The organism is Streptomyces sp. C10-9-1, assembly GCF_024497955.1.
Classification (GTDB): domain Bacteria; phylum Actinomycetota; class Actinomycetes; order Streptomycetales; family Streptomycetaceae; genus Streptomyces; species Streptomyces sanyensis.
In genome coordinates, this window is sequence record NZ_JANHKP010000013.1 from 44,569 (window position 1) to 57,216 (window position 12,648).

The following is a 12,648-nucleotide window of genomic DNA, read 5'->3' on the forward strand; positions in this document are numbered from 1 at the left end:
CCGGGGGGCGCCCCTCGGGCCCTCCCCTCGACGGCGCCGGCCCCCGGCCCGCCGACCCCTCTCCTACGCGAAGGATCCAATGACCTCCTCTTCATCCCCTTCCCAGGCCGAGCAGAGCTTCGCGGAGACGCGCGACCGGAGCCTTCGGGCCGATGCCCTGATGGAAGAGGACGTCGCCTGGAGCCACGGACACGACACGGACCGGGACGGCGAACAGTACGACCGCTCCGACCGTGCCGCGCTGCGACGGGTCGCCGGACTCTCCACCGAGCTCGAGGACGTCACCGAGGTCGAGTACCGCCAGCTGCGGCTGGAGCGCGTCGTCCTCGTCGGCGTCTGGACGACCGGCACCGCCCAGGAGGCGGAGAACTCCCTCGCGGAGCTCGCCGCGCTCGCCGAGACCGCGGGCGCCCTGGTCCTCGACGGCGTCATCCAGCGCCGCGACAAGCCCGACCCGGCCACCTACATCGGCTCCGGCAAGGCGCAGGAGCTGCGGGACATCGTCCTGGAGTCGGGCGCGGACACCGTCGTCTGCGACGGTGAGCTCAGTCCCGGGCAGCTGATCCACCTGGAAGACGTCGTCAAGGTCAAGGTCGTCGACCGGACGGCCCTGATCCTCGACATCTTCGCCCAGCACGCCAAGTCCCGAGAGGGCAAGGCCCAGGTCGCGCTCGCGCAGATGCAGTACATGCTGCCCAGGCTCCGCGGCTGGGGCCAGTCGCTCTCCCGGCAGATGGGCGGCGGCGGTGGCGGCGGCATGGCCACGCGCGGCCCCGGTGAGACCAAGATCGAGACGGACCGCCGGCGGATCCGCGAGAAGATGGCCAAGATGCGCCGGGAGATCGCGGAGATGAAGACGGGCCGCGAGATCAAGCGCCAGGAGCGCCGCCGCAACCGGGTCCCCTCGGTGGCCATCGCCGGGTACACCAACGCCGGCAAGTCCTCGCTGCTCAACCGGCTCACCGGGGCGGGCGTCCTGGTGGAGAACGCGCTGTTCGCCACCCTCGACCCGACCGTGCGCCGCGCCGAGACCCCGAGCGGCCGGCTGTACACCCTGGCCGACACCGTCGGCTTCGTGCGCCATCTGCCGCACCACCTCGTCGAGGCGTTCCGCTCCACCATGGAGGAGGTCGGCGACTCCGACCTCATCCTGCACGTGGTGGACGGCTCGCACCCCGCGCCGGAGGAGCAGCTGGCCGCCGTGCGCGAGGTGATCCGCGAGGTGGGCGCGGTCGACGTACCGGAGATCGTGGTGGTCAACAAGGCCGACGCGGCCGACCCGCTGGTGCTCCAGCGCCTGCTGCGGATCGAGCGCCGGGCCCTCGCGGTCTCCGCCCGCACGGGTGCCGGGATCCCCGAGCTGCTCGCGATGATCGACGCCCTGCTGCCGCGGCCCGAGGTCGCGGTCGAGGCCCTCGTGCCGTACACCCACGGGGGGCTCGTCTCCCGGGTCCACGGCGAGGGCGAGGTGATCTCCGAGGAGCACACCACGGAGGGCACCCTGCTCAAGGCACGGGTGCACGAGGAGCTGGCCTCGGCGCTCGCCCCCTACGTGCCCGCGGCCCGCTGAGCGGGCCACGCCCCGCGGGGGAGCCCCGGCCCGCCCCCCTGCCGGGGCGGGCCGGGGCTCCCCCGCTCCGTGCGTGCGGGCGGCGCGCAGCCGCCGGGACCCGGCCGCCCCGCGGCCGGGTCCCGGCGCCTCACTGCCCGGCGAACTTCCGGCTGACCTCCGTGTAGACGCCCCGCGCCTCCTCGCCCAGCCGCGGTCCGGCGAGCCAGCCGGCGGTCACCGGGCCGATCGAGGTGTTGGAGACCAGGGCGGGCGCGCCGTCGCGCCCCTGCGCGACCCAGCCGCCCCCGGAGGAGCCACCGGTCATGGTGCAGCCGATCCGGTACATCGTGGGCTGCTCGGCGCCGAGCGAGAGCCGCCCCGGTGCGTCGGTGCACTGGAACATCCGCTGGCCGTCGTAGGGCGGGGACGCCGGGAAGCCGGTGGCCGTCATGGACGCGACCTCCGGCACCGCGGGCGCCGTGAAGTCGACCGGCAGCGCGGCGCCGACCGTCTCCTCCAGGGACTTGCCCGAACCGCCCTTCTCGGGCGTGACGTGCATGACGGCGTAGTCCCAGGACGCGCCGTCGCCCCCGGTGGCACCGCCCTCGGCGATCCACTGCTCCGAGGTCTGCGCCCAGTCCACCCACCACACGCCGTAGGGCGCGACCTGGTCCTTCGACGCCTGCTCCAACTGCGCGGTGGGCAGCGCCCCGTCGTTGTACGAGGGCACGAAGGCGATGTTGCGGTACCAGCCGCCGCTCTTGCCCGCGTGCACGCAGTGGCCCGCCGTCCAGACCATGTTGGAGCGCCCCGGGTTGGCGGGGTCCTTCACCACGGTCGCGGAGCAGACCATCGAGCCCTCGGGCCCGTCGAAGAACACCTTGCCCGCCTCGGCTGCGCTCGCGTGGTACGGGGCCTTCGCCGGCACCGCGTCGACGGGCGCGGGCGTCGGGTCCGTCACGCCCTCGTCCCCCGAGATGTCCGGGTCCACCGGGGCAGCCGGGGGCGTCTCCGCGTCCCGCATCCGGTCCGGGTCCCACAGGTCCTCGATGATGGGGTTGACGAAGTCCTTCGCCTCGCGGAGCCAGGTGTCGGCGTCCCAGTCGCGCCACTCGCCGCCGCGCCACTTGTCCAGGTCGATCCCGTGCTCCTTGAGCCGGTCCACCAGATCGTCCGGGATCGTGATCGCGCCGTCGGCCGCCTGGCTCGCCGGGGCACTCGGCTTGTCCGCCGCGGAGTCCTCGCCCGGACCGCAGCCGGTGGCGGTCAGCGCGAGTGCGGCGGCAAGGGAAACCGCCGCCAGCGTCGGGCGAATGGGTCGCATCTCGTGATCCCCCTGGGACTTCGGTGCTGCTGATCTGTCCGAACCGTGCAACCTGCGGGAGGTGTCGGCGCCTCGGCGCACCCGGAAGGACCGGGCGGCCGCCCGCTGCCTCCCGGGCACGAACCGCCGCCGGTTGCGGCCCCCCACTATGCCGGTGCCGATGGGGACGGCGATCACCAGGTCCGCGGTTCCCCGCTCCGGGCTTCTTCCGCGCAGCCCGTGATCTTTCGGGACGACCGTCGTTGTTCTTGCGGGGGGACAGCGGTGCTGCCCCGCATCGAGCGCTCGGCGCGCCGCGGCCGTACTCCGGGAGGGACCCCGGAGGGAGGCGGGCGCCGCGATCGCCCGGCCCACCCGGTGCATCCGGGGACGACGCAACCGTGACAGCGGGAGGACCGACAGCCGTGGCCGTGACCCAACCAGCCCCGACGGCAGCCACCACCGCCCACCAGGGGATCCTGCGCAGGCAGGCCCTGCGCGAGTCGGCAGCCCGGACCTACGCGCGCTCGCTGCCGATCGTGCCCGTCCGCGCCCGGGGGCTGACCATCGAGGGCGCCGACGGGCGCCGCTACCTCGACTGCCTCTCCGGCGCGGGCACGCTGGCGCTGGGCCACAACCACCCCGTGGTCCTGGAAGCGGTCCGCAGGGTCCTCGACTCGGGCGCCCCGCTGCACGTCCTCGACCTGGCCACACCGGTCAAGGACGCCTTCACCACGGAGCTGTTCGCCACCCTCCCGCCCGCTCTGGCGGCCGACGCCCGCATCCAGTTCTGCGGGCCGGCGGGGACCGACGCCGTCGAGGCCGCCCTGAAGCTGGTCCGCACCGCCACCGGCCGCACCGGCATGCTCGCCTTCACCGGCGCCTACCACGGCATGACGGCCGGCGCGCTGGACGTGTCCGGCGGCGCCACCGACACCCGGGTGACCCGCCTGCCCTTCCCCTCCGACTACCGCTGCCCCTTCGGCGTCGGAGGGGACCGCGGCGCCGAACTCGCGGCCCGCTGGACCGAGAGCCTGCTCGACGACCCCAAGAGCGGCACCCCGTCCCCCGCGGGCATGATCCTCGAACCGGTTCAGGGCGAGGGCGGTGTCGTCCCCGCCCCCGACGCCTGGCTGCGCCGGATGCGCGCCCTCACCGAGGCGCGCTCCATCCCGCTCATCGCCGACGAGGTGCAGACCGGCGTCGGGCGCACGGGGGCCTTCTGGGCCGTCGAGCACAGCGGGGTGGTCCCCGACGTGATGGTCATGTCGAAGGCCATCGGCGGCTCCCTCCCGCTCGCGGTGGTCGTCTACCGCTCCGCCCTGGACGCCTGGCCCCCGGGTGCGCACGCGGGCACCTTCCGCGGCAACCAGCTGGCCATGGCCGCCGGGGCCGCCACCCTCGCCTTCGTGCGGGAGAACCGCCTGGCCGAGCGCGCCTCCGCGCTCGGGGCGCGGATGCTGGCCCGGCTCCAGGGCCTCGCCGCGAGCCACCCCTGCGTGGGCGACGCACGGGGGCGGGGGCTGATGATCGGCGTGGAACTGGTCGACCCGGACACGCCGTCCGCCGACTCCTCCGCCCCCGCCCCCGCACCCGGGCTCGCCGCCGCGGTCCGCGACGCCTGCCTGGACAGGGGGCTGATCGTCGAACTCGGCGGGCGGCAGTCCGCCGTGGTGCGCCTGCTCCCCCCGCTCACCCTCACCGACGAGCAGGCGGAGGCCGTGCTGGACCGCTTCGCCGACGCCCTGGCCGTGGCCGAACGCGCGGTCGGCGACCCCGCCGCCCGGGCGGCCGGAGCGGCGCCCTCGCGCGCCCGCTGACCGGCCGCGGGCCGGCCGGAGCGCGAGCCGCGCTCCGGCCCCCCTCCGCGGCCCCCGCGCGGCCGCCACCCCTGCCCCCGCACCCCGGAACCGCCCAAGGAAGCCCGTGAACCCCACCCCCGCACCCGAAGCGCCCGAGACCCGCGGCGACCGCGCTCCCGCCCGCGGCGCGGGCGAGAGCCCGCCCCGCGGCCCCCTCGCCCCGGAGGACGGCTCCCCGGCGGTGCCCCGCCAGCACGCCAGGAGCCTCGACGACGCCCCCCTGTCCGCCGAGGACGATCCCCTCGACGCCCCGGACCCCTACCGTGTCGCCGACGCGGCCGCCACCGAGAACCTGCTGCGCTGCTGGGTCCGCGAACGGGGACTGACCCGACCCTCGGGCGAGGTCCTGCGCGTCCCCCTCGCGGCGAGCGGCACCGCGCTGCTGGTCCCCGTCCGCTACTGGTCGCCCACCGGCTGGCACCGCTTCGGGCCCCCCGTGCTCGACGGCAGCCCCGAGGCGGCGGAGCCGGCCGACGCCGTCACGGTCGCCGCCCTGCTGGGCCGGGAGGCCGGGCAGTCCGAGGCCGCCGAGCTGGTCGGGCGGGTCGCCGACTCGGTCCGCCGCACCACGGGGTTCGTCACCGCCAGACGGCGGTCCCCCGAGGACCCGCCGGGCGCCGACGCCTTCCTCGCCGCCGAGCAGTCCCTGCTGCTCGGCCACCCCCTCCACCCCACGCCCAAGAGCCGCGAAGGGCTCTCCGACGCGGAGGGCCGGCGCTTCTCGCCCGAGGTCCACGGCTCCTTCCCGCTGCACTGGATCGCCGTCGCGGGCTCCGTGCTCGCCACCGACTCCGCCTGGACCGAGCAGGGCCGCCCGCTGAGCGCCGACCGGATCATCCGCCGGGCCGCGGCCGACGCGGACCTCCCCCCGGACACGGCCGTGCTGCCCCTGCACCCGTGGCAGGCGCGGGAGGTCCTGCACCGCCCGGCCGTCGCCGAGCTGCTGGACGCGGGACTCCTGCGCGACCTCGGGCCGCGGGGCGGCGCATGGCACCCCACCTCCTCCGTGCGGACGGTCCACCGCCCCGGTGCACCCGCCATGCTCAAGCTCTCCCTCGGCCTGCGCATCACCAACTCCCGGCGCGAGAACCTCCGCAAGGAGCTGCACCGCGGGGTGGAGGTGCACCGCCTGCTGCGCACCGGGCTCGCCGCGCGGTGGCGGGCGGCCCACCCCGGCTTCGACATCGTCCGCGACCCCGCCTGGGCGGCCGTCGACACCCCGGACGGGGAGCCCGTCCCGGGCCTGGACCTGGTGCTGCGCCACAACCCCTTCGGCCCGGGCGACGACGCGGTGTGCATCGCCTCGCTCACCTCCCCCCGCCCCTGGCCCGGCCGTCCGCGGATGCGCTCCCGGCTGGCCGCCGTGGTCGGGGGCCTCGCCCGCCGCTCGGGGCGCCCCTCCACCGCCGTGGCGGCCGAGTGGTTCCTGCGCTACCTGGACCACGTCGTGCGCCCCCTGCTGTGGCTCGACGCCGAGGCCGGTGTCGCCCTGGAGGCCCACCAGCAGAACACCCTGGTCGTCCTGGACCCGCACGGCTGGCCCGCCGGCGGACGCTACCGCGACAACCAGGGCTACTACTTCCGCGAGTCCCACCGGGAGCAGCTCACCCGGCTGCTGCCCGGCATCGGCGACCGCAGCGACACCTTCGTCTCCGACCGGATCGCCGACGAGCGCTTCGCCTACTACCTGGGCGTCAACAACGTCCTCGGCCTGATCGGCGCCTTCGGCTCCCAGCACCTGGCCGACGAACGGGTGCTCCTCGCAGGGCTGCGGCGCTTCCTGGCCGCCGAGGCGGCCCAGGGCTCCCCGCTGCCCGGACTCCTCCTGGACGCCCCGGTGCTGCGCGCCAAGGCCAACCTCCTGACCCGGCTGCGGGGACTCGACGAACTCGTCGGGCCCGTCGACACCCAGTCCGTGTACGTGGAGATCGCCAATCCGCTGCACTCCTGAGACGGCCTCCCACCAGCCCCGGTCGCGGCCCGCGGGCCCCGACCGGGGGAGCGGAACGAAAGGAGCCGAGGCCCCGATGAGCGCAACGCCCCCGCCCCGTGCGGTGACCGGCGTGCCCTTACCCCCGCAGACCGCGCCGCACCCCCGCACCGCACGCCCGGAGCCCGCGGCGGCGGACCCCGGGGGGCCCGCCGCCGCGCAGAACCCCGCCCGGCCCCCCGCCCCGCATCCGGCGACACCGCCCCTCAGCCCGGCGCCGGCCGCCCCGCGCCCGTCGCCCGCCGCCGGCGGACTGCCCCCCGGCGGCAGCACCGTCCCCACCCCCGCCGGCGCCTTCCGCCTCGTGCCCGTCGTCCCGGAGCGCGACCTCGCCCTGCTGGTCCGCTGGATGAACGACCCCGCCGTGGCCGCCTTCTGGGAGCTTGCGGGCCCCGCCGCCACCACCCTCGCCCACCTGCGGCGCCAGCTGGACGGCGGGAGCCGCAGCACGCCCTGCCTCGGCGAGCTCGACGGCAGGCCCACGGGCTACTTCGAGATCTACCGGGCCGATCTCGACCCGCTGGCCCGCCACTACCCCGCCCGCCCCCACGACATGGGCGTCCACCTCCTGATCGGGGCCGCCCGGGACCGCGGCCGCGGCACCGGCTCGCACCTGCTGCGGGCCGTCGCCGACCTCGTCCTGGACCACCATCCCGCCTGCCGGCGGGTCGTCGCCGAGCCCGACCTGGGCAACACGCCGTGCGTCGCCGCCTTCCTGAGCGCCGGCTTCCGCCTCTCGGCGGAGGTCGACCTCCCGGACAAGCGGGCCGCGCTCATGATCCGTGAACGCGCCCTGCGGAGCCGCCTGTGAACCCGCTGACCGCCATACCCCGTGCGCCCCGCGCCGGTTCCACCCGAGGAGCCCCCGTGCCCATGACCCCTGCGAGCCCCATGCCCTCCGAGCGGTCCCGCTCCGCCCTCCACACCCCCCCGGGCCTGACCGGGGAGCACTGGGACCGGGCCTGCCGCCGGCTGCTGGCCAAGATGCTCGGAGAGTTCGCCTACGAGGAGATCATCACCCCGCGGCCCGCGGGGCCGGACGGCCCCGGCGCGCCGGAGGGGGCCGCCGCCCGCTACCTGCTGCGCCTCGGCGACGGCGGTGAGCTCTCCTTCCGCGCCCGCCGCGGCGCCTACGGCAGCTGGCGGGTCGAGGCCGGCTCCGTCACCTGCGACGGTGCCGCGTTCACCGATCCGCTGGCCTTCCTCACCCGCGCCCGGGACGTCCTGGACCTCGACGGCCCGACCCTCGGCCACCTGGTGCGCGAGCTCTCCCTGACCCTGACCGCGGACACCGCCCTCGACCGCCGCGCCGCCACCGCCGCCGAACTGGCCGAGCTGGGCTACGCCGAACTGGAGGGCCACCAGACCGGGCACCCGTGGCTCGTCCTCAACAAGGGCCGCATCGGCTTCACCCCCTCCGACAGCGCCCACTGGGCCCCGGAGGCGCGCCTGCCGTGCGCCCTGCCCTGGATCGCCGTCCACACCGACCTGGCGGCCTACCGGGGTGTTCCGCGGCTCGCCGATCCGCGCGAGCTCTACCGCCGGGAGCTCGACAAGCGGACCCGTACGCGCTTCGCGGCGGTCCTGCACGAGCAGGGCCTCGACCCGGACGCCTACCTGTGGCTGCCGGTCCACCCCTGGCAGTGGGACGAGGTGGTCCTCCCCCTCCACGCTCCCTCCGTGGCCCACCGCCTCATCGTCCCCCTGCCCAGCGACGGGGACCTCCGGCTGCCGCAGCAGTCCATCCGCACCTTCACCAACGTCGACCGGCCCGAGCGCCACACGGTCAAGCTGCCCCTGTCGATCCTCAACACCCTGGTGTGGCGGGGACTGCCGACGGAGCGGACGCTGGCCGCCCCCGCGGTCACCGCCTGGGTCCAGGGGCTGCGCGACGCCGACCCGTTCCTGCGCGACGAGACCCGGGTGGTGCTGCTCGGCGAGGTCGCCTCGGTGACCGTCGAGCACCCGCTGTACGATCGGCTCGACGACGTGCCCTACCAGTACCGGGAACTCCTCGGCGCGATCTGGCGCGAGCCCCTCCAGCCCCGGCTGGACCCGGGGGAGCGGGCCCGTACCCTGGCCTCGCTGCTGCACACCGACGCCCGCGGGCGCGCCTTCGCCGCGGAACTCGTCCGGCGCTCGGGACTCGCCCCACAGGACTGGCTGCGGCGTCTGTTCGCCGCGCTGCTCCCGCCTCTGCTGCACTTCCTGCACCGCTACGGAACGGTGTTCTCGCCGCACGGGGAGAACGCGATCGTGGTCTACGACGCGCAGGACGTCCCCGTGCGGCTGGCGATCAAGGACTTCGTGGACGACGTCAACGTCAGCGCGGTGCCCCTCCCCGAGCACGCGGACATGCCGGAGGAGGTGCGGCGGGTGCTGCTCACGGAGGAGCCCGCCTTCCTCACCCAGTTCATCCACTCGGGTCTGTTCGTGGGGGTGTTCCGGTACCTCGCGCCGCTGATGGACGACGAGCTCGGCGTCCCGGAGGAGCGGTTCTTCGCCCTGGTCCGCGAGGAGATCCTGCGCTACCAGGGGCGCTTCCCCGAACTGAAGGAGCGCTACGAGCTGTTCGACCTGCTCACGGAGCGCATCGAGCGGCTGTGCCTCAACCGCAACCGGCTGCACCTGGACGGCTACCGGGACCGGGCGGACCGGCCGCACGCGGCCGTGCACGGGACCGTCCCCAACCCGCTGGCCGTGCACGGATGACGGCGTACGGTGACCGCACTGTCGGCGGTGACCCGTAGGCTGGTCCGGCTATGACGAAGCCATCCCTCCCCGAGCTCCTGCACGCCGCCGTCACCGCCGTGGGCGGTCGGGAACGGCCCGGCCAGGCCAGTATGGCCGAGGCCGTCGCCGAGGCGATCGACGACGGCTCCCATCTGCTGGTCCAGGCCGGCACCGGCACCGGCAAGTCGCTCGGCTACCTCGTACCGGCCCTGGCGCACGGGGAGCGGGTGGTGGTCGCGACCGCGACGCTGGCCCTCCAGCGGCAGCTGGTCGAGCGGGACCTCCCGCGCACGGTCGACGCGCTGCACCCGCTGCTGCGCAGGCGGCCGGAGTTCGCCATGCTGAAGGGCCGCTCCAACTACCTGTGCCTGCACCGGCTCCACGAGGGCGTTCCGCAGGACGACGAGGAAGGGCTCTTCGACCAGTTCGAGGCGGCGGCTCCCAGCAGCAGGCTGGGGCAGGACCTGCTGCGGATGCGGGACTGGGCCGACGAGACGGAGACCGGCGACCGCGACGACCTGACCCCGGGGGTCTCCGACCGTGCCTGGAGCCAGGTGTCGGTCTCCTCGCGCGAGTGCCTCGGGGCGTCCAAGTGCGCCTACGGCGCGGAGTGCTTCGCGGAGGCGGCACGGGAGCGGGCCAAGCTCTCCGAGGTGGTCGTCACCAATCACGCCCTGCTCGCGATCGACGCGATCGAGGGCGCTCCCGTGCTGCCCAAGCACGAGGTGCTGATCGTCGACGAGGCACACGAGCTGGTGTCCCGGGTGACGGGGGCCGCCACCGGCGAGCTGACCCCGGGCCAGGTCGGCCGTGCGGTGCGCCGTGCGGCGAAGCTGGTCGACGAGAAGGCCGCGGACGCCCTCCAGACGGCCTCGGAGTCCTTCGAGCGGGTCATGGAGCTGGCGCTGCCGGGCCGGCTGGAGGAGGTGCCCGAGGACCTGGGGTACGCCCTGGCGGCGCTGCGGGACGCCTCGCGGACGGTGATCAGCGCCATCGGGGCCACCCGGGACTCCTCGGTGCAGGACGAGGACGCGGTGCGCAAGCAGGCCCTGGCCGCGGTGGAGAACGTGCACGCGGTGGCGGAGCGGATCACCGTGGGTTCGGAGTACGACGTCGTGTGGTACGAGCGCCACGACCGCTTCGGGGCGTCGCTGAGGGTCGCCCCGCTGTCGGTGTCGGGGCTGCTGCGCGAGAAGCTCTTCGCGGAGCGGTCCGTGGTGCTGACCTCGGCGACGCTGAAGCTGGGCGGGGACTTCAACGGTGTCGGCGCCTCGCTGGGCCTGGCGCCGGAGGGGACCGGCGGGGACGAGGTCCCCCAGTGGAAGGGGCTGGACGTCGGCTCGCCGTTCGACTACCCGAAGCAGGGCATCCTCTATGTGGCGCGCCATCTGGCGACGCCGGGCCGGGAGGGCTCCCGCGGCGACATGCTCGCCGAACTGGGTGAGCTGGTGGAGGCGGCCGGGGGGCGGACGCTGGGGCTGTTCTCCTCGATGAGGGCGGCACAGGCCGCCGCGGAGGAGCTGCGGGGGAGCTCGGACCGGCCGATCCTGCTCCAGGGCGAGGAGACCCTGGGCGAGCTGATCCGCCGTTTCGCGGCGGACCCGGCCACCTGCCTGTTCGGCACCCTGTCCCTGTGGCAGGGCGTGGACGTGCCGGGGCCGAGCTGCCAGCTGGTGGTGATGGACCGCATTCCGTTCCCGCGGCCCGACGATCCGCTGATGAGCGCGCGGCAGAAGGCCGTGGAGGAGGCCGGGGGGAACGGCTTCATGGCGGTCGCGGCGAACCACGCGGCGCTGCTGATGGCGCAGGGCGCGGGGCGGCTGGTCCGGGCCACGGGTGACCGGGGCGTGGTGGCGGTGCTGGACCCGCGGCTGGCCACGGCCCGGTACGGCGGCTATCTGCGCGCCTCGCTGCCGGACTTCTGGTACACCACGGACCGGAACCAGGTGCGCAGGTCGCTGTCCGCGATCGACGCGGCCGCTGCGGCGGAGGGGCGGTAGAGCCGACCCGGGGAGCCCGGGCCGCCCCGTACGGGGCGGCCACCCTGCGGCAGGGAGCCCGGGCGTGGCAGGGCCCCGGGACCGGCGCAGGAGGTCCCGGGGCCCGGTCGGTGCCGGCGGGTGTCACACCCGCCGGAGAACGGCCACCACCTTGCCGAGGATGGTGGCCTCGTCGCCGGGGATGGGCTGGTAGGCGGCGTTGTGCGGGAGGAGCCAGACGTGCCCGTTCTCCCGCTTGAAGCGCTTCACCGTGGCCTCGCCGTCGAGCATGGCGGCGACGATGTCCCCGTTCTCGGCGACCGGCTGGCGTCGGACCGTGACCCAGTCCCCGTCGCAGATCGCGGCTTCGATCATCGAGTCGCCGACGACCTTGAGGACGAACAGCTCGCCGTCGCCGACGAGCTGGCGGGGGAGGGGGAAGACGTCCTCCACGGACTCCTCCGCCAGGATGGGGCCGCCCGCGGCGATCCGCCCGACCAGCGGCACATAGGAGGCGGCCGGCTTGCCGGTGGTGTCCGTGGTCTGGGTGCTGGGCTGGTCCGAGCCGCGGACCTCGTAGGCACGGGGCCGGTGCGGGTCGCGCCGGAGGAAGCCCTTGCGCTCCAGGGCCATCAGCTGGTGGGCGACGGAGGAGGTGCTGGACAGGCCGACCGCCTGGCCGATCTCGCGCATGGACGGCGGGTATCCCCGGCGCTGCACGGAGTCCCGGATGACCTCGATCACCCGGCGCTGGCGGTCGGTGAGACCGGAGCTGTCCGCCCTGATCCCTGGAGGCCGCCCGGGCAGGGAGCGGCTGGGCTTGGGCCCCTCCGGGCTCGTGAGTCCGTCGTTCATGGCATGCACCGGCTCGTATCGGTTCTGGGAGCGGTCCTGAGCAGTGATGGTCGCGGCACTGTCAGCAGTCGTGGTCACGTCGGCCCCTCTCGAATGGTCTCCCTAGCTGGACAACGGTAGTTGGTTTCGAAAGGTTGCGCCAAACACACGTTCGAGTGAAAAACCCGGATTTTCCTGTGCGCTGCCGCCGCCTGGGTGTATGTGCGAACACTCCGCGTGTCCGTGCGGGTGTCCCGTCTACGGTAGCCTTCGCGGCCGTGGGCCGGTCGGCCCTCCGCGTCGTGTCGCCGCCCCCGCCCGGGTTCCGGGCGGAGTGCCGCGCCCGCCCCGTGCGCGGCCCCGTCGCCGCGTCCCGTGTGCGCGGCGCCCGGCGG

At 75.1% G+C, this 12,648-nt stretch carries 8 protein-coding genes; 6 read left to right on the forward strand and 2 right to left on the reverse strand.

All coding sequences use genetic code 11. The features are described 5' to 3' along the window. Positions 1-79: 79 nt before the first annotated feature. Complete coding sequence (gene hflX / locus NPS70_RS19530; RefSeq protein WP_256525610.1) at positions 80-1,570, forward strand: GTPase HflX; 1,491 nt, start codon at positions 80-82, stop codon at positions 1,568-1,570. A gap of 130 nt (positions 1,571-1,700) precedes the next feature. Here the strand turns inward: hflX and NPS70_RS19535 are convergent, their stop codons facing one another. Beyond that, positions 1,701-2,876 (reverse strand): serine protease, encoded by a 1,176-nt coding sequence (locus NPS70_RS19535; RefSeq protein WP_256525611.1) that lies wholly within the window; start codon positions 2,874-2,876, stop codon positions 1,701-1,703. A gap of 404 nt (positions 2,877-3,280) precedes the next feature. On the opposite strand from NPS70_RS19535, the gene NPS70_RS19540 reads away from it, so the two are divergent. From NPS70_RS19540 to NPS70_RS19560, 5 genes are all read left to right on the forward strand, one after another. Then, entirely contained in the window at positions 3,281-4,675 is a 1,395-nt protein-coding gene (locus NPS70_RS19540; protein ID WP_256525612.1) for a diaminobutyrate--2-oxoglutarate transaminase family protein, read from the forward strand. Between the two features lie 106 nt (positions 4,676-4,781). Beyond that, on the forward strand, positions 4,782-6,668 hold the full coding sequence (locus tag NPS70_RS19545) for an IucA/IucC family protein (RefSeq protein WP_256525613.1): 1,887 nt from the start codon (positions 4,782-4,784) through the stop codon (positions 6,666-6,668). A gap of 76 nt (positions 6,669-6,744) precedes the next feature. After that, complete coding sequence (locus tag NPS70_RS19550; protein WP_256525614.1) at positions 6,745-7,518, forward strand: GNAT family N-acetyltransferase; 774 nt, start codon at positions 6,745-6,747, stop codon at positions 7,516-7,518. Between the two features lie 62 nt (positions 7,519-7,580). Continuing rightward, on the forward strand, positions 7,581-9,419 hold the full coding sequence (locus tag NPS70_RS19555) for an IucA/IucC family siderophore biosynthesis protein (RefSeq protein ID WP_256525615.1): 1,839 nt from the start codon (positions 7,581-7,583) through the stop codon (positions 9,417-9,419). A 50-nt stretch (positions 9,420-9,469) separates the two neighbouring features. Next, positions 9,470-11,440 (forward strand): ATP-dependent DNA helicase, encoded by a 1,971-nt coding sequence (locus tag NPS70_RS19560; RefSeq protein WP_256525616.1) that lies wholly within the window; start codon positions 9,470-9,472, stop codon positions 11,438-11,440. Positions 11,441-11,563: 123 nt separating this feature from the next. On the opposite strand, the gene lexA is transcribed toward NPS70_RS19560, so the two are convergent. Then, positions 11,564-12,352, reverse strand: coding sequence for a transcriptional repressor LexA (gene lexA, locus NPS70_RS19565; RefSeq protein ID WP_256525617.1), 789 nt, complete (start codon positions 12,350-12,352; stop codon positions 11,564-11,566). Positions 12,353-12,648: the final 296 nt, after the last annotated feature.